Annotated in this window: 35 protein-coding genes and 1 tRNA gene; 18 read left to right on the plus strand and 18 right to left on the minus strand. The window is 36.4% G+C overall.

Going from position 1 to position 23,957, the window contains the following annotated elements:
* Positions 1-159: 159 nt before the first annotated feature.
* Entirely contained in the window at positions 160-663 is a 504-nt protein-coding gene (locus HYU07_06845) for a hypothetical protein (GenBank protein MBI2129919.1), read from the minus strand.
* A gap of 323 nt (positions 664-986) precedes the next feature.
* Complete coding sequence (locus HYU07_06850) at positions 987-1,286, minus strand: hypothetical protein (protein ID MBI2129920.1); 300 nt, start codon at positions 1,284-1,286, stop codon at positions 987-989.
* A 286-nt stretch (positions 1,287-1,572) separates the two neighbouring features.
* Here HYU07_06850 and HYU07_06855 point away from each other — a divergent pair, with 286 nt between their 5' ends.
* Positions 1,573-2,214, plus strand: a complete 642-nt coding sequence (locus HYU07_06855; GenBank protein MBI2129921.1) for a hypothetical protein — start codon at positions 1,573-1,575, stop codon at positions 2,212-2,214.
* 288 nt (positions 2,215-2,502) lie between these two features.
* Positions 2,503-3,042 carry a hypothetical protein gene (locus HYU07_06860; protein ID MBI2129922.1) on the plus strand — a complete coding sequence of 180 codons (540 nt, stop codon included), beginning with the start codon at positions 2,503-2,505 and terminating at the stop codon, positions 3,040-3,042.
* A gap of 222 nt (positions 3,043-3,264) precedes the next feature.
* Here the strand turns inward: HYU07_06860 and HYU07_06865 are convergent, their stop codons facing one another.
* Complete coding sequence (locus HYU07_06865; GenBank protein ID MBI2129923.1) at positions 3,265-3,519, minus strand: hypothetical protein; 255 nt, start codon at positions 3,517-3,519, stop codon at positions 3,265-3,267.
* 177 nt (positions 3,520-3,696) lie between these two features.
* Positions 3,697-4,938 carry a beta-ketoacyl-ACP synthase II gene (gene fabF, locus HYU07_06870; protein MBI2129924.1) on the minus strand — a complete coding sequence of 414 codons (1,242 nt, stop codon included), beginning with the start codon at positions 4,936-4,938 and terminating at the stop codon, positions 3,697-3,699.
* 53 nt (positions 4,939-4,991) lie between these two features.
* On the opposite strand from fabF, the gene HYU07_06875 reads away from it, so the two are divergent.
* The 3 genes from HYU07_06875 (at position 4,992) to HYU07_06885 (ending at position 7,316) form a co-directional block, all read left to right on the plus strand.
* Entirely contained in the window at positions 4,992-6,074 is a 1,083-nt protein-coding gene (locus HYU07_06875; GenBank protein ID MBI2129925.1) for a beta-ketoacyl-ACP synthase 3, read from the plus strand.
* Between the two features lie 238 nt (positions 6,075-6,312).
* Positions 6,313-7,161 (plus strand): hypothetical protein, encoded by an 849-nt coding sequence (locus HYU07_06880; GenBank protein MBI2129926.1) that lies wholly within the window; start codon positions 6,313-6,315, stop codon positions 7,159-7,161.
* A 2-nt stretch (positions 7,162-7,163) separates the two neighbouring features.
* Positions 7,164-7,316: a hypothetical protein gene (locus HYU07_06885; GenBank protein MBI2129927.1), complete on the plus strand. Its 153-nt coding sequence runs from the start codon at positions 7,164-7,166 to the stop codon at positions 7,314-7,316.
* 19 nt (positions 7,317-7,335) lie between these two features.
* Here HYU07_06885 and HYU07_06890 read toward each other — a convergent pair whose 3' ends face one another.
* Positions 7,336-8,112: a TIM barrel protein gene (locus HYU07_06890; protein MBI2129928.1), complete on the minus strand. Its 777-nt coding sequence runs from the start codon at positions 8,110-8,112 to the stop codon at positions 7,336-7,338.
* A gap of 84 nt (positions 8,113-8,196) precedes the next feature.
* On the opposite strand from HYU07_06890, the gene HYU07_06895 reads away from it, so the two are divergent.
* The gene (locus tag HYU07_06895) at positions 8,197-9,591 is read left to right on the plus strand and encodes a hypothetical protein (protein MBI2129929.1); all 1,395 of its coding nucleotides are present in this window, start codon (positions 8,197-8,199) and stop codon (positions 9,589-9,591) included.
* 1 nt (position 9,592) lies between these two features.
* Here the strand turns inward: HYU07_06895 and HYU07_06900 are convergent, their stop codons facing one another.
* Positions 9,593-9,874, minus strand: coding sequence for a hypothetical protein (locus HYU07_06900; GenBank protein MBI2129930.1), 282 nt, complete (start codon positions 9,872-9,874; stop codon positions 9,593-9,595).
* A 64-nt stretch (positions 9,875-9,938) separates the two neighbouring features.
* Here HYU07_06900 and HYU07_06905 point away from each other — a divergent pair, with 64 nt between their 5' ends.
* The 3 genes from HYU07_06905 (at position 9,939) to HYU07_06915 (ending at position 12,628) form a co-directional block, all read left to right on the plus strand.
* Positions 9,939-10,895, plus strand: a complete 957-nt coding sequence (locus tag HYU07_06905) for a 4-demethylwyosine synthase TYW1 (GenBank protein ID MBI2129931.1) — start codon at positions 9,939-9,941, stop codon at positions 10,893-10,895.
* 45 nt (positions 10,896-10,940) lie between these two features.
* Positions 10,941-11,396, plus strand: a complete 456-nt coding sequence (locus HYU07_06910; protein ID MBI2129932.1) for a hypothetical protein — start codon at positions 10,941-10,943, stop codon at positions 11,394-11,396.
* 170 nt (positions 11,397-11,566) lie between these two features.
* Positions 11,567-12,628, plus strand: coding sequence for a hypothetical protein (locus HYU07_06915; GenBank protein MBI2129933.1), 1,062 nt, complete (start codon positions 11,567-11,569; stop codon positions 12,626-12,628).
* Here HYU07_06915 and HYU07_06920 read toward each other — a convergent pair.
* Complete coding sequence (locus tag HYU07_06920; GenBank protein ID MBI2129934.1) at positions 12,625-13,218, minus strand: metallophosphoesterase family protein; 594 nt, start codon at positions 13,216-13,218, stop codon at positions 12,625-12,627. The genes HYU07_06915 and HYU07_06920 overlap by 4 nt on opposite strands.
* A 50-nt stretch (positions 13,219-13,268) precedes the next feature.
* Here HYU07_06920 and HYU07_06925 point away from each other — a divergent pair, with 50 nt between their 5' ends.
* Positions 13,269-13,649, plus strand: a complete 381-nt coding sequence (locus tag HYU07_06925) for a hypothetical protein (protein ID MBI2129935.1) — start codon at positions 13,269-13,271, stop codon at positions 13,647-13,649.
* Here HYU07_06925 and HYU07_06930 read toward each other — a convergent pair.
* The 4 genes from HYU07_06930 to HYU07_06945 form a co-directional block, all read right to left on the minus strand.
* A complete protein-coding gene (locus HYU07_06930; protein MBI2129936.1) occupies positions 13,618-14,781 on the minus strand; it encodes a VWA domain-containing protein in 1,164 nt (387 codons plus the stop codon). The genes HYU07_06925 and HYU07_06930 overlap by 32 nt on opposite strands.
* A complete protein-coding gene (locus HYU07_06935; protein MBI2129937.1) occupies positions 14,759-15,787 on the minus strand; it encodes an ATP-binding protein in 1,029 nt (342 codons plus the stop codon). Before HYU07_06935 ends, HYU07_06930 begins: the two co-directional genes overlap by 23 nt.
* 83 nt (positions 15,788-15,870) lie before the next feature.
* On the minus strand, positions 15,871-16,341 hold the full coding sequence (locus tag HYU07_06940; GenBank protein ID MBI2129938.1) for a hypothetical protein: 471 nt from the start codon (positions 16,339-16,341) through the stop codon (positions 15,871-15,873).
* The gene (locus HYU07_06945) at positions 16,338-16,922 is read right to left on the minus strand and encodes a nucleotidyltransferase domain-containing protein (GenBank protein MBI2129939.1); all 585 of its coding nucleotides are present in this window, start codon (positions 16,920-16,922) and stop codon (positions 16,338-16,340) included. The genes HYU07_06940 and HYU07_06945 overlap by 4 nt, the downstream gene beginning before the upstream one ends.
* 190 nt (positions 16,923-17,112) lie before the next feature.
* On the opposite strand from HYU07_06945, the gene HYU07_06950 reads away from it, so the two are divergent.
* Positions 17,113-17,313 (plus strand): DUF4258 domain-containing protein, encoded by a 201-nt coding sequence (locus HYU07_06950; protein ID MBI2129940.1) that lies wholly within the window; start codon positions 17,113-17,115, stop codon positions 17,311-17,313.
* A gap of 10 nt (positions 17,314-17,323) precedes the next feature.
* Complete coding sequence (locus HYU07_06955; protein MBI2129941.1) at positions 17,324-17,659, plus strand: hypothetical protein; 336 nt, start codon at positions 17,324-17,326, stop codon at positions 17,657-17,659.
* Between the two features lies 1 nt (position 17,660).
* Here the strand turns inward: HYU07_06955 and HYU07_06960 are convergent, their stop codons facing one another.
* The 4 genes from HYU07_06960 to HYU07_06975 form a co-directional block, all read right to left on the minus strand.
* Positions 17,661-18,251 carry a hypothetical protein gene (locus HYU07_06960; GenBank protein ID MBI2129942.1) on the minus strand — a complete coding sequence of 197 codons (591 nt, stop codon included), beginning with the start codon at positions 18,249-18,251 and terminating at the stop codon, positions 17,661-17,663.
* A gap of 44 nt (positions 18,252-18,295) precedes the next feature.
* On the minus strand, positions 18,296-18,562 hold the full coding sequence (locus HYU07_06965) for an addiction module toxin RelE (protein MBI2129943.1): 267 nt from the start codon (positions 18,560-18,562) through the stop codon (positions 18,296-18,298).
* Between the two features lie 3 nt (positions 18,563-18,565).
* Complete coding sequence (locus HYU07_06970) at positions 18,566-18,802, minus strand: DUF2683 family protein (GenBank protein ID MBI2129944.1); 237 nt, start codon at positions 18,800-18,802, stop codon at positions 18,566-18,568.
* Positions 18,803-18,939: 137 nt separating this feature from the next.
* Entirely contained in the window at positions 18,940-19,698 is a 759-nt protein-coding gene (locus tag HYU07_06975) for an ArsR family transcriptional regulator (GenBank protein ID MBI2129945.1), read from the minus strand.
* 99 nt (positions 19,699-19,797) lie between these two features.
* Here HYU07_06975 and HYU07_06980 point away from each other — a divergent pair, with 99 nt between their 5' ends.
* The gene (locus tag HYU07_06980; GenBank protein ID MBI2129946.1) at positions 19,798-20,328 is read left to right on the plus strand and encodes a GNAT family N-acetyltransferase; all 531 of its coding nucleotides are present in this window, start codon (positions 19,798-19,800) and stop codon (positions 20,326-20,328) included.
* Positions 20,329-20,378: 50 nt separating this feature from the next.
* Here HYU07_06980 and HYU07_06985 read toward each other — a convergent pair whose 3' ends face one another.
* Both HYU07_06985 and HYU07_06990 read right to left on the minus strand, forming a co-directional pair.
* Positions 20,379-20,846, minus strand: coding sequence for a small multi-drug export protein (locus HYU07_06985; protein ID MBI2129947.1), 468 nt, complete (start codon positions 20,844-20,846; stop codon positions 20,379-20,381).
* A 1-nt stretch (position 20,847) separates the two neighbouring features.
* Positions 20,848-22,035 carry a nucleotidyltransferase domain-containing protein gene (locus tag HYU07_06990; GenBank protein ID MBI2129948.1) on the minus strand — a complete coding sequence of 396 codons (1,188 nt, stop codon included), beginning with the start codon at positions 22,033-22,035 and terminating at the stop codon, positions 20,848-20,850.
* Between the two features lie 361 nt (positions 22,036-22,396).
* Here HYU07_06990 and HYU07_06995 point away from each other — a divergent pair.
* The 5 genes from HYU07_06995 to HYU07_07015 all read left to right on the plus strand — a co-directional run bounded on the left by HYU07_06995 (position 22,397) and on the right by HYU07_07015 (position 23,581).
* Positions 22,397-22,524 (plus strand) — tRNA-Pro (locus tag HYU07_06995).
* Between the two features lie 8 nt (positions 22,525-22,532).
* Positions 22,533-22,862 carry a 50S ribosomal protein L37ae gene (locus tag HYU07_07000; GenBank protein ID MBI2129949.1) on the plus strand — a complete coding sequence of 110 codons (330 nt, stop codon included), beginning with the start codon at positions 22,533-22,535 and terminating at the stop codon, positions 22,860-22,862.
* Positions 22,856-22,993, plus strand: a complete 138-nt coding sequence (locus tag HYU07_07005) for a DNA-directed RNA polymerase subunit P (protein MBI2129950.1) — start codon at positions 22,856-22,858, stop codon at positions 22,991-22,993. Before HYU07_07000 ends, HYU07_07005 begins: the two co-directional genes overlap by 7 nt.
* 1 nt (position 22,994) lies before the next feature.
* Complete coding sequence (locus HYU07_07010) at positions 22,995-23,321, plus strand: prefoldin subunit beta (protein ID MBI2129951.1); 327 nt, start codon at positions 22,995-22,997, stop codon at positions 23,319-23,321.
* Positions 23,322-23,323: 2 nt separating this feature from the next.
* A complete protein-coding gene (locus HYU07_07015; protein ID MBI2129952.1) occupies positions 23,324-23,581 on the plus strand; it encodes a UPF0147 family protein in 258 nt (85 codons plus the stop codon).
* Here HYU07_07015 and HYU07_07020 read toward each other — a convergent pair.
* A complete protein-coding gene (locus HYU07_07020; GenBank protein MBI2129953.1) occupies positions 23,568-23,936 on the minus strand; it encodes a mechanosensitive ion channel in 369 nt (122 codons plus the stop codon). The two genes, HYU07_07015 and HYU07_07020, sit on opposite strands and share 14 nt — an antisense overlap.
* Positions 23,937-23,957: the final 21 nt, after the last annotated feature.

The raw sequence follows: 23,957 nt of genomic DNA on the forward strand, positions 1-23,957 counted from the left end.
ACGCCTGCGTCATAACTCTGCGGATTTCTGCGGAAATCCTTGCCTCGCATCTCTGCAAAATGTCCCATTTTGCGAGGCTCGGAAATATAACATCGTTATGCAAAATAATTTTTAGGGGCTAAATACAGAAAGGGGGCTTTGGCTTTAATTTAACCTCTTCTACTCTTTTTTTATAATCTCTGGTTTTAAATTTAATTCAGAAAAATATATACCATGCATTATCTTATCTTCTTGTTTCAGATCGACTTTATGTAACATAGCAGATATATAATGTTTAAGGGTCTCTACCCCTCCCTTATATTTAAAAATTCCCCATAATATTGGTGTGTTTAATCTGAATTTCTGTTTTTCATTTATATTTGGACCCGTTCTAGTATAAGTATCAAACTTAGCAAGATTATGCGCTCTTTCAAGAAGTAGGGGTTGATTATAATAAATTTTTAATTGTTTAATAGCTTCTTCTAATGGCATGCAACTACCTTGTGAACATACCTCAGAAGCTGTTCTTTTAAATTCAAATGGTTTATATTCAGGATTCTCAATTACTTGACTCTCAAGATCCCAAATAGATTTAACTTCTTTTTGTTCTAATAGTTCATATTTTCCAGTCTTATCGATTTTATCAAATAAAACCTCTAAAAATATTTCGCCTAAATTAATCATTTTATAAAAAAAGCAAGGGTATATTTAAACCTTTCGGTTTTTACCACCCATAAGTTAATACACACATTTCTCAAGAGACGCCAAAGCCCCTTAACTTCTATAAACTAATGTATCGCTGACGCTCACTATTACGCCCCTAAAAATTACTCAAAAATTTAATGTCCCTCACTCACCCCATTCCGTGATGTTCGGAACTTAAACCTTTGGTTTTCTTCGCCACAGGGAAAAATCAAAAACGATTTTTCCAGCTGGGCTCAGAAAACTCGCATAACAATGTTATATACAATCGAGAAAACGGCTAATAATAAAAGTGGAATGGAAAATTATTTCAATCCTAAAGATTGTGCTTCTTTTTTCTCATCTATAGGTCTCAAATATTTAGCAACAGCAGGCACATGCACCTCTACAGGTCTTGTAATTCCTGTTTGATAATCTATTTGAGGCAGATTATATTTTGCAGATTCTGGTGTAAAACCAAAGTTGCCTGCTTCTCTTTCTGCACGAATTCGTGCTTCTCTTTCTTCCATATCAATACATCTTAGTATCATTGTGAATTTGTTAATAAGAAGCACTTTATAAATCTTTCGGTTTTTAACTACTTTTAAGTCAGTATAATTTTCCATTCCTTGATTAATTTATTTAAATGGACTTACGTCCTTTAAGAAGCCGTTTTCTCGACTTCTCCGCTTTTTTCCTGCTGGAAAAAATGCTCAACCTTGCACCCAGATTTTTCCATCTCTCAGCTCACTTTCGTTCGCTGGAGGGAAAAATCGGGTAGGGGTATATAACATCGTTATGCAAAATTGAAAAAGGGCAAATTAGTGTAAATGGCAAGAATTGTTACTATTTAAAACATTACTAAAAAGATTTATAAAGTTCAAATGATTCCTGTTAGTTAAGTTGCTTAAAATGAATCAAACTGATGGTTTATTAACACCCGGTAATGTAATGGCCTATTTTGTCACAGTAATTGGGGACCCTAGGGTTTGTAAGGATGGCCATATAATACCTCAAGATATGTGCAAAGATAAACAACTTGAAGAGTTAATTAATAAAGAAAGTAAACTAGTTGTTATAGGTGCGCCTGAATTTACTCTACGTTCATATCCAAATCCACATGGTGCTGATGTATTAAGTCTTATCTGCCTCCAAAGATTCTATATTAATTTAGAACTATATGCCAATAACACTAAATCGAAAGAATTGATGAATCCTATTATAGCTATTGGATGTGGTAGTGATGGGGCATCTAATAAGGAAGCAATAGATTTACTAGCTAAATTAAGTTTTAATCTAGATGGTGTTAAATCAGACACCTCATTTATGATACGCGGAAAGAATTATGGACAAAAATCAGATAAAGGAAGATTAATTTTCCTTTGTTGTGATAGCGAACTTAAGATATCTATGATTAAAAGATCTCAAGGAAATGGCTTACCAGACAATATGCTACCTAATACAAAAGAAGGCTATCAACTAACTAAGGGGGATATTCGAGACGTAGCTAACTTATATGTCTTGCTCAAAAATAATTATCCAATTCAACACTAATCTTCCATAAATAACAATTCTTACCTTTATTCTTTAACTCAATGTATCACTAACACTCTATGATATAAATTTGCCCTTTTTCAACTCAAAAATTTAATGTCCCTCACTCACTCCATTTCATTCCGTGATGCTCTTAACTTAAATTTTTGGTTTTCTTCGCCACAGAGAAAAAATAAAAACGATTTTTCCAGCTGGGCTCAGAAAACTCGCATAACATCGTTATGTCTAATTCGGACTCCGGCGCTTTTTAGTAAATTTTATATACCTATTCCATTAAACTTTTTTAATATGGGATCAAATAAACAATTTAAGATAACTTTTATTATAGTTGCATTGATACTAGCAATTTTATTTTTCTTCTTTGGATATATAGCATTATACACTATAACCTTTATGGGTCTCTTACTATACACTTATATGTGGATAACTAAAAAGAAGAAACTTCAAAATCTTAACTGGAAAGAATGGTTAATATTCCTAATTGTTCTTTTTGTATTAATTTACTCAATTAAAACATTTCCAGTAATTAATATGCATTACTTCTTTTATATAAGTTTAGTCATATTCGCAATTATAGGTATAGTCGGTTTAATAAAGAGTGTAAAAACCAAAGAATTTCCAAAAGAAAGAGAAGAAAAATTTCCTTTATCTTTAGTTATATTCTTAATAATTATACTCTTAATCCCAAATATTATGCTTTTAATTTATGGTAAACCAGAAACAATGCCACAATCTTTATTTATTATTGCTGAAACGGTTATCTTTCTTATAGTTATCTATCTTTTAGTTTATTTGATTATTAGGATGGGAATAAAACACAAAAAATAATTTACTAATTTAGCTTGCGCCTCCGTCCGAACTCGAAAATCATATAAACTCCATTTATGTAAACTTAAATTCCGTTATTATGATTTTCGGTTTTCACTCACAATGTTCCGCTTCGCTCCACTTGTTCGCAAAAACGAATATAACAAACGTTATGTTCAATTATTACTCGCCGTGCCGAGCCTTAAATAAAGTTAAAAGAAAAAGAAAGGTGTGTTAGAAAAATTATTCTCGATATTCCGCTTCTTGTTGCGCCAAATAATCAGCCCAAACACTAGCTTCTCCCAAATGTTCTTTTGCTAATTTTTTTAATTCATTGTCTGTAGCAGTTGCTGCACAAAAAGCAGCTTCTCCTACGATTATTCTCGCAATTGATTCCATTGTACCATACATCTTAAGAGCGTCTGATTTGGATAATTTTTTAGCTACTTCTTCTAACCTTTTCGCAGTATAATGCGCTTTAATCTCTGCTATGTCCATTTTACATTCCTCCAATAATCTCCAGAACTCTCTGGAGTGTTTTATTTTACACCCCTTTCTTTTTCTATAAGAATACAATTTTATTTATAAACTTAACGGCACGGCTCTATCATGACTCGAAAAATTTAATCTTTCCATTTATTCGGCTTCATTGAATGTTGCACTAAAATTCTTGTCTTAGCCATCGTATTTCCTAAAAACAACAACTGCATTATGGCCGCCGAAGCCGAAGGCATTGGACATTGCAATTTTAACTTCTTTCTTTCTTGCAATATTTGGGACATAGTCAAGATCGCATTCTGGATCGGGGAATTCGTAGTTTATTGTCGGTGGAATGATGCCTCTTTGAATTGTTAGTATGGATATTATTGCCTCTATCCCGCCTGCTGCTCCAAGAAGATGGCCCGTCATTGATTTGGTTGAGCTGATTGGGATTTTATAGGCATAGTTGCCAAAAGCTCTTTTTATTGCAATTGTTTCTATTCTATCATTTAACCTTGTGGATGTGCCATGGGCATTGATATAATCAACTTCTTCAGGCTTTATTTTTGATTTATTAATTGCTCGCTGCATTGCCAGTGCTGCTTCTTCTCCTGTTTCATGCGGAGCAACTATATCATGAGCATCTGAATTGTTGCAATAACCTATTATTTCAGCATATATTTTTGCATTTCTAGCCAGCGCATGATCAAGCGACTCAAGAACAAGTATGGCAGATCCTTCACCCATCACGAATCCGTCTCTTTTCTCGTCAAATGGGCGCGATGCTTTTTTAGGATCATGATTACGCTTCGACATGGCTTTTGGTTGGCAAAATCCTGCGTATGCCAGCTTTGTTATTGCCGCTTCTGCTCCGCCGGTGATCATTACATCAGCATCATTATCTGATATTGTACGATAAGCTTCAATAATTGCATTATTGCCTGAGGCGCATGCGCTGCTAATATTCTCTGAAGGGCCATTTAAGTTATATTTTAGCGTGATGTGAGCAGATGCCGCATTGATCATCATCATCGGCACTAAAAAAGTGCTTACCTTGCCAGGGCCTTTCTGCATTAAAACATCATGCTGCGTTTCTGTTGTGCCGAGACCGCCAACGCCACTGCCAATTATTGCACCAATATCATGGTTTTTTTCTTCCAGCTTTAAACTAGAATTGTTAATTGCCTGATGCGCGGCTGCCAGCGCGTACTGCGAGAATAAATCCAATCTTCTGATTTCTTTTGCAGTTATGCCGTAATTTTCGGGATTAAATCCTTTAACTTCAGCCCCTATCTGTGTTTCATATTTTGATGTGTCAAACCTTGTTATTTTATCAACGCCAGAAACGCCATTTATTAAATTGCCCCATAAGGTTTCGATGTCATTGCCTAAAGGCGAAATTACGCCTAGCCCGGTTACAACAGCTCTTCTGCTCATCACCATTCTGAAATAGCGAAATATATTTAAATGTTTCTGAGTTTTTCATTGAAATGGAAAATATTTCTATTGCAGGAACTGGCTCTTATCTTCCAGAAAGGGTTGTTGATAATAAAGAATTGGAAAAGTTAGTTAGAAATTATGACTATGAGAAATCAGGAGATTTCTGCAAATGGGCAAAGAATCTGACTGGCGTTGAAAAAAGACATTATGCAGGCGATGTAAGAAGAATGCCTTTTTGGCTTAAAATAAATGATTTGGTTATTAGCCATTTTACCAACAAAAAGAGACTTTCTTGGCTTGAAATAGCTAATCTGTTTAAAGACAAATATTATATCTCTAATAAAGAAACAACAGAAGAGATGGCCGCCAATGCTGCTAAAAATGCCTTAGAAGCTGCAAATATGAATGCTTCGGATATTGATTTAATTATATTAAATACATTCACTCCGCACAGCAAAATACCAAATCCTGCTCTTGAAGTTGGAAATTTAATTGGAAATGGCAAGGCGATTGCTTTTCCCATAAACACAGCATGCTCTGGTTTTATTTATGGATTGTGGAATGCTTATAATGCCATAAAATCCGGCGCATCTAATAATGTTCTTGTTGTTTCGAGCGAAACATTGTCAAAGGTTAGTGATTTTGATGACCCGAAAACCGCTGTTTTATGGGGCGATGGCGCTGGTGCAGCTGTGTTGAAAAAATCAATCAACGGAGTGCTGTATATGCCTTACATAGGCAGCGAATATTCTGATCACATAAAGCTAAATGAGAGCAAAGAAGATGAGCTGGTGCACATGCCTGGCGGACCTTTGATTATGAGAAGAGCAGTCAATGCAATGATTAATGCTGCAAAGATTGTCTTGGAAAAAAATAATTTAAAAAAGGAAGATATTAATTGGCTCATTCCGCATCAAGCGAATTATCGCATAATAGAAGATGTGGCTAAAGAGCTCGGCATGTTTGAGAAGATGCTTGTGACAATCCGTGACGAAGGCAACATCTCGGGCGGCTCAATCCCAAGAACTTTGGACAAGCATGCCAGAGAAGGAAAGATCAAAAGAGGCGATATGATTCTGATGACTGCTATTGGCGGCGGCTACAGCTTTGGGGCCGCAATTGTAAAGTATTAAATTCGGAATTATTGTGTTTAAAAAAAGAAAAGCTTATTAACAGGCTTTGTTTTCCATAGAATATGATGCACGATATTGTATACTTTACCTTTGAATTCTTTTATTAGCTGCATCTCTTGATATAATGCTTCCATATCTTTCTTGGCCTGAAAAGCCATAATATTCTGGGGCAAAAACAAGGGAATTCTGAAAAAATAAGATCATGCAATGTCAAATAAAACTAATCGGAGGTATTATTATGAAAATCGCAATATTGGGGCCTAAGGGCACCTATACGGAAAAAGCAGCAGAAAAATATGATCGGAATGCTGAAATTATTTTTTACAAATCAATAACACAGGTATTCAAATCGATAAATGGAATGAAGGAAAATGTTGGAATTGCGCCAACATTCAATAAGATTGGAGGGCCTGTTAATGAAACATTAGATTGCCTGTGGGAGTACAACAGCAAAATGCATTTGAGAAACACAGATAATGTAAGGATTACAGATACAATTGTATTAGACATAGTGCATTGCATTGGGACAATGCATAATGCATCAAAAATTGAGAAGATAATATCCTGCGACCAAGCGCTGAGGCAATGCTCTCGCTACCTTGATAAGCATTATCCTAATGCTGAAAGAGAAGGGGCATCAAGCACTGCGCAGGCAGCTGAATTAATTGCGATGAAAAAAATGCGCTATGCGGCAGCAATTGGCTCTGAAGCTGCTTTGAAGGAATATGGCCTTGAAATTACTGACAGAGACGTGGTTAAGAAAAATAAAACAATATTCGCAGTGATCTCAAAAATTTGCAAAACAGAGCCAACAGGCAACGATGTAACATGCCTTGCATTACATCCTGAAAATGACGAGCCGGAATTTTTGAATGGGATAAAAAGGATTTTGAACGGCGGCAATATAAAGACTACAATATACCCTAGAACCGATGGCATATGGGGCGTAATACATTACATAGATGTTGATGGCCATGAAAAAGACGGCCATGTTGCAAACGCAATAGATTTGATCAGGCACTATATCATGAAAAACCCCGCGGAATTAAGGATGTTGGGCAGCTATAAAAAGCCAATTAGGAGGTAAAAATGGATAAAAAAGAAGAGATTGAATGGGAAAATTGGTATAAAGCGCTGGGCAATAATCCTGAGTATGTTGATAACTTAGTTAAGAAGTTAGAACAGGAAAGCATGAAAGATAACTTGCCCTACTGCCGGTTTGGAAAAATTAATGGAAGTTAATGAGAAAGAGAAAGAAAAATTAAATCCTGCCTAAAATCCTCTTCGTTTTAATAGAATCCCCGAATGGATCCGGGCTTTCATTTATAATAGTTATATCTATATTGTATTTTTTGATATAGCTCAGAAGCTCTTTTATGTCTTTTTCTTCGGTAAGTTTGTGGCTCCTTTCGCCTTTTAGCGTGTAGTTGATGCCTGAGAAGTGGGAATGAATGTGCTTAATGCCTTTCAATTTCCTGAACAGTTCATCGTATCTTGGATCTCCGTTGTTCCTTGCTTTCCAATGCGCGAAATCAATGCAGAATGCGCAGCCTGTTTCTTTTGATAATTTTATTAATTCATCCGGATCGCCAAATGCGGAGTGCTTGCCTGTCAGTTCAGGCGCTAAAGCTACGTTCCATTTATTTTGTTTTATTGTTTTCTGCAATTCTTCTATTTCTTTTTTTACTAAAACAAAAGTTTCTTCTTTTGGATGTTTTCCATAGAATGCGGCATGAAAGACAACGTATTTTGCACCAAGATAATGAGCGCGCTCACAGCTATTCAATATTCTTTTCTTTGAGGCTTCGATTTTCTTTTTTTCCTCAGAAACGAGATTGATATAATAAGGGGCATGGACGCTTAAATCAATGTTAAGCTGCTTTGCAAGAGCGCCAGTCTGTTTTGCAGTCTCATTCGTCATGTTGACGCCGTATGTGAATTCAACTTCTAATGCTGTCAGCCCATGATCTTTTGCGTGTTTTATTCCTTCAATATTGCCCAATCCTGCTGTTCCGCCTGGGCCGAGTTTGACATTCATTTTTGATTCAGATTTTCCATCATATTTAAAGATTTTGAAAACTAAAAGGAAAAGTTTATAAACTTAAAAGTAGTAATAATGTAAATGGAAGAGCCTGTAAACATTTTAAAAAAGGCAAGGGAAGATTTTACTAAAGGAAATTATTCTATTTCATTTGACAGCTACAGGCAGTATTTGGAATTGAATCCTTCTGATAGCGAAGCCAGGAAAGAGTACAGGGAGAACTGTCGCAGTTCGCCGCAGTTCAGGGGAAAATCAGCAGAGTTGGTAAAAAAACACATTGATTCAAAGAAGATTAACATGATTTTCAGAGAAATGAGCCAGTTTGAAGTTATGAAAAACTGCGAGGAGCTCTTAAAGGAAAACCCTTATGACATATCACTTTTGTTTAAATTAGGAAAAACAGCTAAAGAAATTGGCTTTAATGATACTGCAGTTTATACATTCTCGGACATGATAGAACATGTAGGAAACAATGAGTTGATATTAAAGGAGCTGGCCCTAACTTATTTTGAAATGAAAAAATACCGGGAAGCCAAAGAAGCTTTTAATAAATACGATACATCAAAAGAGCAGCAGGATGTTAGGAAAAAAATTGATGGCTTAGATGCGCTAATAACCGCTCAAAAGTATGAACAAGCTCAGAATTTTAGACAGGTTGAAAAGGCTCCAGGGAAAAGCGATGAGTTAGAAAAAGCCCGTGAAACACCTAAAAACGAAGAAGAAATTCTTAAGAAAATTTCTGAACTGGAGCTTATTGTTGGGAATGAGAAAGAGAATGGCAAAAAGAGGCTTTCTGCAGTAATTGAAATTTCTGGTTTACAAAAGCGCATATGCCAATATGATGAAGCAGTAGCTATACTTGAAAGAGGAAAGAGCCTTGGCGGCGATTATACTTTAGATAAGTCAATTGTTGAATTGAAAATTGAAAAAGAAGACAATAAGATCGCCCAATTAGAAGAGCAAATGCAAAAAGAGCCAAATGATGGCCTTAAAGCACAATTAGACCAAATGATAAAAAATAAATGGGAAATAGCTGCAGAAGGATATTCTAAACTTATCGGTAAAATACCAACTGCAGCTCCTGAATTGCACCTAAAATTAGGGGAGGGCTGTTTTTATTTAGGAACGATAACCAAAAACCATGGCTTAATAGAAAAAGCCATATTTGAGCTGCAAAAAGAGTACATAGAGCAAGGCCAAAAAAATAAAGCAAGCATATTAATGGGAAAGGCGTTTGTTGAGATGCAGCTTTATGATCTGGCTGAGAAACATTTTGTAAATATGCTGGGTGAAGTTTCAAAGAATAAAGTGCTAAAGCAGCTGACCTTAGAAACATTTTATGAATTGGGCAATATACGGCTGCTCAAAGGCGATATTAGGGGGGCAGTTGATGCATTTTCAGAAATATATATAAAAGACATAAATTTCAAGGATGTTGCCAGGAAAGTTTTAGAGCTAAATAAAAAATTAAAATAAACTACGCCCTGAACTGCATCAGATTAGTCAATTTATCAGATATTATCTTTCCTGTTATTGCATCAACTTTTATATTTAACGTATTAAATGCTCTCGTGACATAAGTTATGTTCCACAAAATGCCTTCTTCAATGTTCTGCAGTATGATAATTGCTTTTTCAGGAGTTTCCCTTGGATATTTTCTCTCCTGGAGATCATTTGCTGTTTCCAATGCCTTATCGATCCATACAGTTACTTTGCTTAAATCCAATTCCTTCACTGTTGCGCCAGGCTCTTTAAACACCTCGGATTCCTCGGATTCCTTTATGCCTTAAACATTTAAATAGATTGTTGTTTTTCAGAAAAATATGCTGTCAAAGGAAAAAATAAAGGATCTTGAAAAGCAGGGCTATCGCCTGGTTGGCAGGCATTCTGCTGTCAAAGTATGCGAATGGGCTAAAAAGGCGATTGTCTGCGAGGATGTTTGCTATAAAAACACATTTTACGGCATCAAATCATGGCGCTGTGTTCAGATGACTCCTGCTCTAACAGCCTGCACTCATCGCTGCCAATGGTGCTGGCGGGATATAGGATTTACAGAGCCGAAGTTTAGCGGAAAGATTGATGATCCTGAGTTCATAATTGAAACCTGCATTAAAGCGCATATAAAATATTCTGAAGGTTTTGGCGGAAACAAGAAAACAGATGCTTTAAGGTATTACGAATCAAAAAGGCCATTGCATTTTGCAATATCGCTTAGCGGGGAGCCTACTTTATACCCTAAACTGCCTGAACTGATAAAGGAGCTTGGTAAAAGAAATATTACTAGTTTTTTAGTCACAAACGGGACAAATCCGGATATGTTAAATAAATTACTAAAAAATAAAACACAGCCAACGCAGATTTACGTAACCCTACCGGCCCCTGATGAGAAAACTTATGAGAAAGCATGCAAGCCATTGATAAAATACGGGTGGAAAAGGATAAAAGAGTCTTTGCTGTTATTGAAAAAATTCAAGAGATCAACAATAAGATTGACATTGGTAAAAGGCATCAACATGATTGAACCAGAGCTTTATGCGGAATTAATAAAAAAATCCAGACCCTTGTTTGTGGAATGCAAAGCATACATGTTTGTCGGCTATTCTCAGCAGAGGCTTGAGATAAAGAATATGCCTTTGCATGAAGAGTTAAATGATTTCGCCAAGAAGATTGCTAAGCATAGCGGCTATAGAATAGTTGATGAGAAGAAGAATTCGAGGGTTGTGCTGATGATGAAAGAGAATAGCAAGGGTAGGACTTTAAAAGTAGCTACTTCAAAATAGAAAAATTCTTAAATTAAAGGGATTTTCATTTCTTTGGTGGTTAGCTTGGATGAAGACAATCGAAATTTTAAGATATATTTGGCAGTATTAGAAGAAGACTTAGGCCTTTGTTTGAGCCAATCGACAGCAAAAGAACCAATTGAAACTATTGTTTCTAACCACGATATTCCTAACAGTACAGGCAATTTAAAAGAAAAAATCAGAGGAGTTATAGCGACAGAGCAACGCGGGACAAAGGAGCGTCCTGATGACAAATATAAGCTTCTTGATACAGATTACCCTGTTGTTGACTCCCTTAATATACACTTCAGTCATTCTGTGGAGAAAGCTAAATTATTAAATAAATTTTTGGAATATAAAACTAAAACTGATGAGTGCAAAAAACAAGAGGGAAATTCGAGAATAGATGGCGTATTATTAATAACTGATAGTCGAACAATAGGGAGCATTGACAAACTTATACAAACAAAGTATTCCATTATACGTACAATCTTAATATAACACCCATAGTTAACTCTTCTTGCCTTCCTTACCTTTGTCCTTTTTGATAGCATTATCTTCCAAATCAGGCCAGTTCATATCTTTTTTCATTTTAAAATCTTATATAGACCTTTCGATTTATCACTAAAAAATAGAAAAAATTAATAAAGAAGAAAACAATTCCGCAGTGTATGGCAGAAGGGGGGGACACACAAGAAATAGACCGTCTTTTAAATTTAACTAAAGATGTCGCTTCTTTTGAAAGTAAATTTTTTAACGCTAAAAATTTACAGGAAAGAGTAGAAGCAACAACAGACATCCAGGAATCAATAGAGCAGGAAAAAAATCTAGGAACGAAATATGAGTGTAAATCCTTGGATTTATTTATAAACCTAAACGCTGCTGAAAAAGAATTCTTGGAAGCTAAAACTCGAGATGAAAAATCAGAAGCGAAAGGAAAACTGGATGGTTATGTGCAACAAATACAAGAATTAAAACAAAATTATAGATTTGAATGCCCTGAACTAAAAAAATTCATTGATGGAAAGAAAAAATTTCAAAGAGCGCTAACATCAGAAATAAATGACAACATCAAAAAGCGGCTGGATGAGCTTGCAATGTGGCTTGCAAAGTTTCCTCATTATAAAGAAGAATTATCCGAACTTGATAAAGGACTGTCTAAAATTGGCATTGCCATTGATAGCTATGATAAGAAGCTTAAGCAACAATATAAAAGAACTTTGATGGCGATTGGCGTGGTATTTGGCTTGGCAGTAATAACGCTTAGCCTTTATTTCTATTTTCGTGGCACAAATATAATGAAGGATGTGGACACAGCTCAAACAAAAACCAAGGAGTATGAAACAAGAGTGACTGCCCAGATTAAAGAGGCAAGAAAAAGCCTTGATTTAAAAATAGCTGAAGCTAATGTGCCTGTGTTAAAGAGAATTGACGAGATTTATGAAATAGCGAGTGTTCTCGATGAGAGAGTTGCGCGCATTGAGGCTGATTATTCTATATTAAACACTATCAAAAAAAATATTCAAGATCTGCAAACTGATATGGCTGCAGACAGGGAAAAATATGCTCCTATTTTGCCAAAGTTAAGCAAAATAGAGGAAAGTTCGGATATTGTTATGAAGAACAAGGTGGATGAAAAAGAATATCAGAAAGAAAGGGGAGAGTTAATAAAATTAATAAGCTCATTAAGAGAGGATGTGGATAAATTGAGGGGTAAGAATTACGGTCCTTAAATCTTAATTACCTTTCCCATTGGCCCGGGGTTTATAATTAAACTTTTTCCGATCTTATCATGCATTCCTGAGTTCTCGTGCAGATGGCCGCAAATCGCCAAAACAGGCTTAATTTCATGAATGAAGTGGCTTATTGACTTGTTGCCGTGATGCATTCCCGCTATTCTGTCAAGCTTTGTCCTGTAAGGGGGAGCGTGCGTTATAAGAACAACTTTTTCATCTTTTATTGTTTTTCTGAATTTTTTTGCAGTCCTTTCAAATTCCTTGTCAACCATTGAAAATCCGCCTCCGCCAAAGCCGAAGAAAAAGTAATTGCCCATCTTCAGACCCCTCTTGTGGAAGAATTTTACTTGCTTTAATTTTGAGCACAAATGATTCAATGCATTCTCGCTTTCATGATTGCCGTGGATAACCAAAGTCAATATTTTAAGCTCGTCTAATGTTTTCAGAGTTTTTTCCAAACCATTTTCAAAGATGGAAAGGTCACCTGAACAAAGAATCAAGTCTGGCTTTTCTTTTTTTATTTTGCTGACTACAATATGCATAAACCTGCTGTTTCCGTGCGTGTCTCCGAATGCAAAGAGCTTCATAAGCTTATTTTTATGTAAAATTTTATAAATGTATTGATATTTGCGATAGTATGGCAGGTAATTCAAGAATCAGAATCAATGGAAATAAATTGGTAATCCCGCATACCATCAGATATAATTATCTTCCCCACAACGGAGCTACACTCTATATTTGGTGCAGGGAGCGGGAAACTAATTATGTTGTTATAATGGATGGCTATGAACAATATGCAAGGGAAGAGGGATTTTCAAGAATAATGCCGAAAGCATTGGCCAGGCATTATAAAAGGCTTTTTTGCGGAAATATAGAAGCGACAAAAATAGAGGAGAATGCAATAAAATTGCCAGGAAGGGTAATAAAGCATCTTGGAACTAATAATATTGAGCTAAGGACAATGAATATCTTATTAGAAATACACCCTAAATCAGACTATAATACTCCTCAAGAATGATCTTGTCCAGTTTTTCCAGATCTTTCACAACATACACCCTTCCTTCTCCGATCTCTGCAATCCTGCCTGCTAATTCTTTTCCTTTATTGTCAAGGCCTATGCCTATTATGGATATTGTTATATTATTGCTTCTTGCAAGGGAAACTGCTTCTAAAACTTCTTCCTCAGGATTTTTGCCGACTGTCGGCAAAGCGTCTGTCAATAAGATCAGATGCTTTGTTGCGTTTTTGACTGAAAATAGTTCAACTGCTTTTTTTATTGTAGCTGTTATGTTTGTTTCCATTGACGCCCTTACTTTTGTTATTTCTTTTATCAGCATCAGAAAATCAGCTGTAGGGGCTACAACTGCCTTCAATTCTGTTCCGAAAGCTATTAAGCCGACTTTGTCTTTTTCATTGATTGCCTTGTAAGCGAGGGCAATGCCTGCTTTTTTTGCAATTTCAATCTTTTTTCCTTTCATGCTGCCAGAGCTGTCTAAGCCGTAGATGATATAAACGCTTCCCCTTGCTTTTCTCCCAAAAATTTTAAGATCTTTTTCATCAATAGAATCATGGCTTCTTCTTATTGCGGTCTTTACTGTTTTTTTGATTGCCAAGTCGCGGTAGCGGGCGCCCCTTTTGTAAGATTCGACATCTTCTGCATCGCCGTAGATGAATTGCTTTTTATGGATTTTTTCACCTAAAATTCCCTTCGGCATCAGGTTGTCTAATTCTTCAGTGTACAGAACCAAAGAAGCAAGCTCGATGCCTTTGTCGCTTATTGCTCCCTCATCATCAACGAGCTTTTTTTCTTTTAATTCCCTCTGGAATTCCGGGATCTTTATGTTTCTTTCAATGTATCTGGGGTCATAGCCTGCTATGGCCCTTATTATGCTCTCGCCGAAAAGCTGCTTAGCCAAAGAATAATTGCTGACTATCTTATCGAACATCAAATCAGGGGTGAAAGAATTTAATCCCTGGTTTATTGAATCTGATATTATTTTTCCATCATCTATTGCGTCTTTATCCGCCTGAAGAACAGAATGCATTAATTTATCTTCTTCATTTTGCTTTTCCAGGCCGCCGCTTAATTCCTCTGCTTTAGAAAACTCTTTAACAGAAATACCTACATTACCGGTAACCACCTTTTTCAATCTCTTCCAGATTTCGGTCAGAAAAGCTGCTGAACTGCTCTTCAATGTATTCTTTAGGGCTTTGCAGATATTTGACGCTTGGCTTTAATTCCATCCTGTGGCTCAAGACGGAAACAACCGCTTCTTTCACATCATCAAAATCGGCTTTTTTCTTTTTAGCCAGGAATGCATTGCTCTGCGCCCTTTCATAAAGCCCGATAGAGGCCCTTACAGAAGGGTGCTTTTCAAGCTTTTCGCTTTCCCTCAGAATTCTTACAAACTGGATGACTAAATCCAATAATTCTTCCGGGAATTCAACCAAGGATCTTCCTTTTTCCCTTACGATTTTCTTTTCTATTCCCAGATTTTCAGGATATGACATATATATGAAATCAAATCTGTCCACAAAGACATCGCTCAGCTTTTCTGTGCTTACGTCTTCAGGATTCATTGTGCCTATAAAAATGAAATCAGCGGGAAAATCAACATCGTAGCTGCCGATGGTTGCTTTTTTTTCAGAGAGGACCTGCAATAATGCGTTCTGCAGCTTTTCAGGGCATCTGTTAACTTCATCAAAAAAAAGGATTCCGTTGTTTGCCTTGAATATTTTTCCAGGCGTGAATGCTTCAATGCTTAACGGCCCGAATTTCAATGCCTTGATTGGGTCTATGTCGCCCAATAAGTCTTCTGCTGTCAGGTCAGGAGACCCCTGTATTCTTATAAAACGGTCTTCTCCTTTGATTTTTCTTGTTTTTGCTTTATCGCCTGCTTTGCACTTTGGGCAGAGTGGAGTGTCTTTGGTGCAGTTAAAGCCGCAGTCATTAACTTCAATAACTGGAAGAAGCTTTGAAATATTTTTAGCCAATGTTGTCTTTCCAATTCCTGGAGGCCCGACAATTATGATGTGGCGGTCCATTAATAGGGCTGACTTTACCTGCTTTTTTACAGCTTCCTGACCGAAGATGTCTGTGAACGGATCTTTGTTTTCAATGAATGTTTTCTTTAAAGTTTCAGTTAATGTCTGCATAGAAATAGAAAAAACACCCTATTATTTATAAAGATTGTGATGATGTTAAGTGTGCTGGGCCACAAATAGAAGCAACAACTAAATCAAGAAGGCGGGTTAATTTTTTCGTCTTCATCCTTTTCTCCTAATTCTTTCCTTAAAACTTTAACTATCTCCTCTCCGCATTTGTTCCAGAAGTCTAAAATTTCTTCTGCCTGAGAAGTTGTTGACCTAAATCCCCTATAATTTATATCGTGCCTTGTTTTTTTGAATCTGTCAAGTGAATTCAGCTTTATTTTTTCCTTTATATCCATTTCTTTTAATGCTTCTAAGCTTATTTCGTGATTTGATGGCTCATATCCAAGAAGCCACCATTCAGCATCTCCTAATTGCCTTATTGATTCATAAATTTCCCGGAAAATTAATGTTGCACTATTCTCATCCAATTGAATAGTTTTTGCGACCTTTGCATTGATTTCGGCGGAATTTATCATGGACTTAATTTTTTCATTATCTTTTTGCCTGATTCTTATTATTCCTGTTTTGAGCCATAAATCTATAAACTCTTTTTTCATTTTTTCACCTCTAAAAATCCCCACAAAACAATGCCATTTGCAATATTATTGAATACGTTAATGTCTATATTTTTTCTGCTAAACAAATGTATCTGTATTTTTCTTCCAAAAATCTTCTCAAATTCTGATAGCTCTCTTAATTCCATAATTTTATAGTCTTTAGCCTCATCAGACTCCACGGCAATGTCTATATCTGAATTGGACAAATCTTCTCCTTTTCTGAAACTACCAAAAAGAACCAATGCTTTTGGATTCTTGAAATAATCAACAAGAAATTCAACTATTCCAGAATTATATGCTGCGGCCAGATTATAGACTATTTTGTTTCTTCTATAGAACAAATTCGCCTGATTCGCTTTTATTCTCCATATCTTAGTTAATTTCTCGATAGTTATCAAACCCGCTTCTTGAAAGCTGCCCAAAATATTTCCAATATTTGCCTTTGCTACGCTTGCTTCTCTTGCTAAATCGTTTAAGCTAAACTCTTTCTCAGGGAATCTAAATAAGACCTCGCTTATTTTTCTTTCTGCAGTTTCTTTGTATAACTTAAGGTATTTTTTATGAACAATCGGTTTTATCATATAACTTATGTTATAAATTAGAACTATTTAAAACTTTCGTTTATGACCTGCTTTTGCTGTTGGGATCAACAGAGCCATAGAGTATTCTTCTAGGAATAACTTCACAAATATTTCCAATGAAATAAAAGAAAGATTTATATATAACTTATACTTACTTATTATTACAAATAATTATAAAAGAGGGATTTCATTGATATTAGAGATCAGCAGGCATGCAAAAGAGAAGATGGACATAGAAGGCATTGACGAAGACCAGATAATAAATGCGATAAAAATGGGTTCAAAAACAAGGCAAACAGACGGTTATCTGGCAACTTACACTTACATCAAAGTCGCTTATAAGAAAAGAGGCGATGTTTATAGAATTAAAACTGTTTTTGTTGAAAAATAAAGGTGAGAATATGAAAGAAGAAGACAAATGCTGGGAATGCGGCGGGAGAATGGTTGATAAGAAAGTAGATTATTCGCTTTATGGCGTAAGCTTGGGAAAATTTCCAGCGCGAGTTTGCAATAAATGCAATGAGACTTATTTCAGCGAGGGAACATCAAGGGAAATAACCAAAATAGCTAAGGAGAAAGGCTTATGGGGTCTGGGATATAAAACTAAAATAGGCCAGGCTGGCTCGACTTTGGACATCAGGCTGAATAAAACCCTGATAAATTTCCTGGGCCTGAAGAAAGGCGAAGAAGTTACCGTATATCCTGAGAGCAAAAATAAGCTGGTTGTGACAATTTAAGTCACAAATATTTCCTCACCAGCAGAATTATCGTTCCAGCAGCCAATGGAACAACAATGTTGTCATCAACTGGCCTTTTATTGAATTCCAGCTCTATGACTTCTGCGATCATTGCCCCGACAGATGCCAATAAAGCTTCAAGCGGCCTTACAAATACTAATGCCGCTACAAAGCCGACTAAAATTCCTACAAGCGTTCCCTCGAGCTTTTTGCCGTTGTTGCTGAAGGGATTTTGTATCACGCCAAACTCCGCGCCAATTATGTGGCTTATTGAATCACCAACTGTCAGGATCATTATTGAAGCCAGCGCAATGTTTTCATTGAATAATTTTAGGCTGAGCAATGCGCCTATCATAAAAAACAGCATGCCGCTGCCAGGGAAGGCTTTTATGTTTTCTTCCCTTTCAAACCTGTCCAGGAACCATCCTACCAGTGGAAGCCTGATGTATTTGCTTATTAAAGAGAGCAAAAACCCGACAATGATGAGCAGGAAAATTGCCATGTCTGTCAATACGCCAATGTAAATAAGATAGACAACAGCAAGGCCGAAGATAAGATGCAAGATCTGCCTTCTTAATTCCAGGTTGTTCATAAAGGTCGAGAATGGAGTTTGATTTAAAAAAGTAACTATATTGTTTATTTGTAAATATTGTCATGATGGTCAAAATCTATGAATTTTATTTTATTCTCTTCTATGATAAACTTAAAAACAAGGACGAAATGACCAACATGAACCCGCTTCTTATCTTTCATGCCATATTCGAGATTTTTGTAATGCTCGACGTCTGAAGAATTTACGATCTCTTCAATTTTCTTAAAAACCTGCATGTATAATTGCCTGTCTTTTTTTGACAGCTTATTGAGAATTCTTTGTAAATAAGGAATAATCTCATAAGAATGCATTTTTTATCCCTCGATTATTTTTCTCAATTCTGCAATATTTTTAAAAGGTATGCCTTTTTCTTTTTCTATTCTCTTTAACTTTTTAATGTACTCGGGCCTTAATTCGGGTTCTATATTCTCTTCGAACTTGTCTATTACAAAATTAACTGCATCTGACTTATTTTTAAACCCGAACTTGCCCTTTACAATAGTCAAGATCCTGTCTTCATATTCCCCTAGATTTATTATCGCCTGCACCATTTTTGCCTCCTTGTTATAAATTATTATAATTTATTATGAAATATAATGAATTATTATATAAAGCTTTCGGTTTTGAGCATAGCGAGAAACTGAAAGCTAGGAACACAAAGCCGAAGGCGTTGACTCTGCTTTCGGTTTTATTCTTTTTCTGCCATTTTCCAGATTGTTTCGAATAGATCTTTGTAGCTTTGCGCCAGTCCTTTGCTTCTTATTAGAACAGCAAAGATTGGCTTAGTGGCATAAGAGACCTGTATAATTTTATCATTGTAAATCCACAAATCAACAGGGCTTAAATAAGATCCTTCTGAGATAAACTTTCCTGCGCCATAATATTCCCTTAAGTAATCTTTTTGTTTTCTGATTTTAGGATCCCAAAGGCATCTGGCTTTTATATTGAAGTCTTTCTTCTTTTTCTGGAAGATGAACCAATAAGGGCCTAAAACTTCTTTTAGCATTCCAGAAGCAAATGCCAAATATGTGCCATTTGGTCTCAATTCCTTCAACATATTTTCTAAAATTGTTTTATACCCCTTTAACCCCTGATAGATCGTCGCTTCCTGCTGCTCTTCTTCTGACATTTTCTTTCTAATCTTCAACTCAGGCAGCATCTTTTGCATTTCTTCTCTTTCTTCTTCGAGCTGCCTCTTTTTCTCGTCAATATAGTCGAGCAATCTTTCTGGCTCAGCTGCCTGAAAATATTTTTTATTTGCTTTTTTAACATAACTTACAAGGCCTTTCTTTTGCAATCTTTCCAGACTTTCGTACACCTTTGAGCTATTGATGCCTATTGCTTTGATAAGAGGGCCTGATGTTGACTCGCCTTTCTCCAATAATGCCAAATACACTTTGATCTCATTCTTTGTCAGCCCTGCTTTTTCAAGTGTTTCTGTGTTCATGCAAACCAACAAGTATTTCTTATATATAAATCTTTCCCCCTTAAAGGAGTAGCGAGAATTTATATGCATTATAATGTATTCATTGTATGGTGATTAAAAATGGATCATGATATAACGGTATATAAGGTTAAACAATATGAAAAGAGAAGCAAGAATAAAAGCAGTTCCACAAGAAGGTTAGACGAATTTATTACATTTAGAGACTTAGAAGAATTTATTTTGAGTTATTCCAATGATTTTGTCCCTCCGTTAGCATCCAGGGGAAATTTAATAGATACCCTTAAAGCTATCGCAAATCATGGCGGATCATACTATACTGAAATAAATGGGAATATTATTGCAGCGGTTACTTACATCAAGAACAACAAACGTCATTCGGCATACATACCTTATATTGTTACTGATAAAGACTACAGAGGACAAAATTATATGAAGAATTTAATTACTCTAACAATGAAATATTTTGCAGCAAAAAGGTATAACAAACTTTGGCTTGAAACGTGGTCCACTAATAAAGTTGCATTGAATTTATTCAAAAAATTGGGTTTTAAAATTGTAGAAAGAACAAAGAACGGCAGGCTGGATGGTGTTGATAATATAAAACTTGAAGCGTTACTCAAGACAAAGTGAAATAAAATGACTGGCACTAAACATATTAATCCTCTAAATAAATATCTTCGCTATTTAACCAAAAAATTAAACGCTGTAAACCCGCCTGATACGATCAAGGTAACTATAATCCCTGCAATTGCAACGCCCAGAGAGATCGCTAAAAATGATTTCCACTTATCCAGCTCAAAAAACCATGCTGCCAAGGCTCCTGTATATGCTCCTGTTGCAGGAAATGGAATTGCGACAAATATCATTAATCCGATATAGCCCCACTTATCAATGCTCTTATGCGCTTTTCTTCTTGTCCTATCCAGAAAGCCGTCAAATGTTTTTTTGTAGAGCCTGGATTTCATAAAATGATCGTGTACGTACCCTAAAAAGAAGTAAACAACAGGGACAACAAGAATATTTGCGATAACAGAGGCAAAATAAACGAGAAAGATGTTAAGACCGGCGTATAATCCAATAGGAATTCCGCCCCTTAACTCTGATATCGGCAGGAAGCTCCAGATCATTGCTTTGATTAATGCGTCCATTTTATTTGAGGGTTATTTTTTTAATCTTTTCTTTTACATAACCGGCTTTTATTAAATCTTTTATTAAATCACCTATATTGATGAATTTTCTTTCAACTTCCGCATAAATCCTGTTGTTTTTTATAAAGGTTTTCTTATATTTATTCCTGAAATTTTCAGCATGCATTGCTGCCTTTAACGGAGGGCCTTCATGAATCTTTGTCCTGCTTAAGATCCCGTTTTTAACTAAGAACCACATGATGGTTTTTTTATCATTGAATTCCCAGCCTGAATCTTCCAGCTGGAAATCATTAAGCCCGATTTCTTTTTTAATGAAATCAAAAACTTTCAATAGCTTGCTTCCTATTATGTCTTCTTTCCCTTCCAGCGGAATGGCTTCAAGAACAACTGCCCCTTTCTTAATCTCCATTTTCTTTTTAACAAAAAAATCCTTTGAAGGCGATTTTAAAAACAAAGCAGCAGCTTCCCTGAATTCCTCTATCCTTTCTTTTCTTAATGCAGCTGCTGCATTTCTGCCTTTCTGCAGAGGATCAATTATAATCAAAGGCGAAAGCTTTGACTTGTTTATGTCAAGCCTTTTATTCCTATAATAATGCATTACATCGATTATTTCGCCATCTTTCCATTCAAGAGAATTCTTTAATAAATTTAAAAATCCCTTGTAACATATCACAAGAATATCGATTATATGGCCGCTGAAGCCTCCAATATAGCTTTCTGCGCCATATACGCCCTGAGCTTTGCAGAATAATTTTGCCAACAAAATATCATTCTTAAGATTGCCCATGTGCTTCTTTACCCATGCGACATGCAAAGGAGAAAAGTCTGTTACATTCTTAGCATCACCTGGCTTTTTTATGCCCAAAACAGGAATGATTTCGTAGTTTATGCTGTTTTCAATGACTTCAAAATAATCGCGGCTGCCATGGACCCTTCTGGCATTTTTTAAAATCTTTTCCAGATGATCTGATAATTCTTCGCTTTTATACTTCAGGTCAAACTTTACAAACACATCAACATCAAAATCCTTCAAAAAAGTGCCTTTGGCAGCGCTGCCTCCGAGCTGAACAACGGCCTTTATCCTGTTTTTTTTAATGCTTTTTTTTATTTTGTTGATAAACGCATCTATCTTTACAAAAACTTCCTTCTCATTTTCAACCTTGTTTTCTTTTATTGCATCTTCGAACATAATGATGGATAGAACGCAGTTAGTATAAAAATATTGTTTTTTTGAAAGTAAAATGTTGAAAATATATCCGCCGCACGCCACCACAACGGCGGCTGACGCACAAGCTCATTACATTCGCTTGTGCTACCTGCCACCCCGTAAGGGACGTCCCCCGTCAGGTCAGCGCCGACGTGGCGTGCGGCGAGGCTGGGGTTGCGCCCTTCGGGCTGCCGAGCAGGGCAAAACTGAACGCAGTGAAGTTTTGACCGTCGCACCGCCGTAGTCGGCGCTTTTACCAATTGAAAAGTTTACTTTAAATTTTCTTGTGCCTTTTTTCTGCGAAAGCTTTATAAACAAACTGCGTTTTCACAACTTATCAATTGGGGCTGTGGGGTAGCTTGGTTATCCTTTCTGGCTTGGGTTGCAAATGGTTGCAAAGGGCACCAGAAGACCCCGGTTCGAAAAAGCTCCATTATGCTTAAAGGGGCTCCGACAGTCCGGGCAGCCCCATTCACAAAATGGCAGAAGAAAAAGTAATGACGGTAAAGCGCTTTGGCGCGAGATATGGAAGAAAGATACGCTATAAAGTTGCTAAGATAGAGGAAGAGCTGAAGAAAAAGCATAAATGCCCCTATTGCAGCAGCTTAAGGGCCAAGAGGGCTGCAAGCGGAATATGGGAATGCAGAAAATGCGGCGCAAAATTTACAGGCAAGGCTTATTCTATTGCAAAGAGAATAACATTCGAAGAGGAAATTCCTGAAGAAGTGAAAGAAGGCAAGATAGTGGAAAAAACAGAAGATGCTGAAGACAGGAGCTCTAAGAAAAAGAAAGAGGAGAAAAGATGGTAGAATACAAATGCTTTACATGCGATAAAAAGATAGGCGAAGATATGATGAGAAAAAGGGTCAGATGCCCTTATTGCGGATCAAAGATATTGTTCAAGCCGCGCTCAGTTGCAACAAAGATAAAGGCAAGATAAGATGGATAAAAAAACTCAGGAGAAGATACAGACATTGCAGCTTTTAGAGCAGAATCTTCAGAATTTTCTTATGCAAAAACAGCAGTTTCAGGTTCAGCTAGTTGAGATAGAATCTGCATTAAGCGAGCTTGGCAGGTCAAAAGAAGCTTATAAGATAGTCGGCAACATTATGGTAAGCTCAAGCAAAGATGCGCTTGAAAAGGAGCTGAAAGAGAAGCAGGAAACACTCAGCATAAGGATAAAGTCAATAGAAAAGCAGGAAAACAGCATAAAGGATAGGGCAAAAAAACTGCAGGAAGAAGTTCTAGGCGAGATGAAAGAAAAGTGAAAATGGTGCAGGAGTTCGATTTCGGCAGTATAACCGGCATATTGGAAGACTTGAAAGCAGATGCCGCTGTTCCAAAGAATGTAAAAATAAAAATAGATTCTGTTATGGGAGTTCTTAATGGCGATTCTGACATTTCTATAAAGTTAAACAAGGCATTGCATGAGCTTGACGAGATAGCAAATGATGCAAATCTTCAGTCTTATGCAAGAACCCAGATATGGAATATTGTCTCTGCGCTGGAAAAAGTCAGCGCTTCTTAATTGTAAGCTCGCTTTTTATCATCTCTGAATGCGGTATGAATATATTGTCTTTATTTTTTGTTTCAACCTTTGTTTCAACCAAGCCGACTTCAATAACCCTGCCTTCTATGTTCTTGAGCTTTATCCTGTCGCCTACATTTATTATGCCTTTCCTGAAGATGAAAAACCCTGCGAAAAAATTAGGCATAAAATCCTTTACAGCAAGCAGAAGGGCAGCTATCACAAAAAATATTACGCTGATTGAAACAATGTAAAGCACCTGCGTTGTAAGGCCAAACTGGTTAAGGGCCATGATGACTGCAATAAAATAAATGAAATAAGTTATGCTGCTGCCAATGATGCCTTCAATTGTCACCTTGATGCCTGCGGCTTTTTT

This window comes from Candidatus Woesearchaeota archaeon (assembly GCA_016180285.1).
GTDB lineage: Archaea > Nanobdellota > Nanobdellia > Woesearchaeales > JACPBO01 > JACPBO01.

What these genes read in the sequence shown, in the direction of transcription:
- HYU07_06845 (MBI2129919.1), bottom strand. Translation starts at nt 663, where the DNA reads ATGATTAATTTAGGCGAAATATTTTTAGAGGTTTTATTTGATAAAATC.
- HYU07_06850 (MBI2129920.1), bottom strand. Translation starts at nt 1,286, where the DNA reads ATGGAAAATTATACTGACTTAAAAGTAGTTAAAAACCGAAAGATTTAT.
- HYU07_06855 (MBI2129921.1), top strand. Translation starts at nt 1,573, where the DNA reads ATGAATCAAACTGATGGTTTATTAACACCCGGTAATGTAATGGCCTAT.
- HYU07_06860 (MBI2129922.1), top strand. Translation starts at nt 2,503, where the DNA reads ATGGGATCAAATAAACAATTTAAGATAACTTTTATTATAGTTGCATTG.
- HYU07_06865 (MBI2129923.1), bottom strand. Translation starts at nt 3,519, where the DNA reads ATGGACATAGCAGAGATTAAAGCGCATTATACTGCGAAAAGGTTAGAA.
- fabF (MBI2129924.1), bottom strand. Translation starts at nt 4,938, where the DNA reads ATGAGCAGAAGAGCTGTTGTAACCGGGCTAGGCGTAATTTCGCCTTTA.
- HYU07_06875 (MBI2129925.1), top strand. Translation starts at nt 4,992, where the DNA reads ATGGAAAATATTTCTATTGCAGGAACTGGCTCTTATCTTCCAGAAAGG.
- HYU07_06880 (MBI2129926.1), top strand. Translation starts at nt 6,313, where the DNA reads ATGAAAATCGCAATATTGGGGCCTAAGGGCACCTATACGGAAAAAGCA.
- HYU07_06885 (MBI2129927.1), top strand. Translation starts at nt 7,164, where the DNA reads ATGGATAAAAAAGAAGAGATTGAATGGGAAAATTGGTATAAAGCGCTG.
- HYU07_06890 (MBI2129928.1), bottom strand. Translation starts at nt 8,112, where the DNA reads ATGAATGTCAAACTCGGCCCAGGCGGAACAGCAGGATTGGGCAATATT.
- HYU07_06895 (MBI2129929.1), top strand. Translation starts at nt 8,197, where the DNA reads ATGGAAGAGCCTGTAAACATTTTAAAAAAGGCAAGGGAAGATTTTACT.
- HYU07_06905 (MBI2129931.1), top strand. Translation starts at nt 9,939, where the DNA reads ATGCTGTCAAAGGAAAAAATAAAGGATCTTGAAAAGCAGGGCTATCGC.
- HYU07_06915 (MBI2129933.1), top strand. Translation starts at nt 11,567, where the DNA reads ATGGCAGAAGGGGGGGACACACAAGAAATAGACCGTCTTTTAAATTTA.
- HYU07_06920 (MBI2129934.1), bottom strand. Translation starts at nt 13,218, where the DNA reads ATGAAGCTCTTTGCATTCGGAGACACGCACGGAAACAGCAGGTTTATG.
- HYU07_06925 (MBI2129935.1), top strand. Translation starts at nt 13,269, where the DNA reads ATGGCAGGTAATTCAAGAATCAGAATCAATGGAAATAAATTGGTAATC.
- HYU07_06935 (MBI2129937.1), bottom strand. Translation starts at nt 15,787, where the DNA reads ATGCAGACATTAACTGAAACTTTAAAGAAAACATTCATTGAAAACAAA.
- HYU07_06940 (MBI2129938.1), bottom strand. Translation starts at nt 16,341, where the DNA reads ATGAAAAAAGAGTTTATAGATTTATGGCTCAAAACAGGAATAATAAGA.
- HYU07_06945 (MBI2129939.1), bottom strand. Translation starts at nt 16,922, where the DNA reads ATGATAAAACCGATTGTTCATAAAAAATACCTTAAGTTATACAAAGAA.
- HYU07_06955 (MBI2129941.1), top strand. Translation starts at nt 17,324, where the DNA reads ATGAAAGAAGAAGACAAATGCTGGGAATGCGGCGGGAGAATGGTTGAT.
- HYU07_06960 (MBI2129942.1), bottom strand. Translation starts at nt 18,251, where the DNA reads ATGAACAACCTGGAATTAAGAAGGCAGATCTTGCATCTTATCTTCGGC.
- HYU07_06965 (MBI2129943.1), bottom strand. Translation starts at nt 18,562, where the DNA reads ATGCATTCTTATGAGATTATTCCTTATTTACAAAGAATTCTCAATAAG.
- HYU07_06970 (MBI2129944.1), bottom strand. Translation starts at nt 18,802, where the DNA reads ATGGTGCAGGCGATAATAAATCTAGGGGAATATGAAGACAGGATCTTG.
- HYU07_06975 (MBI2129945.1), bottom strand. Translation starts at nt 19,698, where the DNA reads ATGAACACAGAAACACTTGAAAAAGCAGGGCTGACAAAGAATGAGATC.
- HYU07_06980 (MBI2129946.1), top strand. Translation starts at nt 19,798, where the DNA reads ATGGATCATGATATAACGGTATATAAGGTTAAACAATATGAAAAGAGA.
- HYU07_06985 (MBI2129947.1), bottom strand. Translation starts at nt 20,846, where the DNA reads ATGGACGCATTAATCAAAGCAATGATCTGGAGCTTCCTGCCGATATCA.
- HYU07_06990 (MBI2129948.1), bottom strand. Translation starts at nt 22,035, where the DNA reads ATGTTCGAAGATGCAATAAAAGAAAACAAGGTTGAAAATGAGAAGGAA.
- HYU07_07000 (MBI2129949.1), top strand. Translation starts at nt 22,533, where the DNA reads ATGGCAGAAGAAAAAGTAATGACGGTAAAGCGCTTTGGCGCGAGATAT.
- HYU07_07005 (MBI2129950.1), top strand. Translation starts at nt 22,856, where the DNA reads ATGGTAGAATACAAATGCTTTACATGCGATAAAAAGATAGGCGAAGAT.
- HYU07_07010 (MBI2129951.1), top strand. Translation starts at nt 22,995, where the DNA reads ATGGATAAAAAAACTCAGGAGAAGATACAGACATTGCAGCTTTTAGAG.
- HYU07_07015 (MBI2129952.1), top strand. Translation starts at nt 23,324, where the DNA reads ATGGTGCAGGAGTTCGATTTCGGCAGTATAACCGGCATATTGGAAGAC.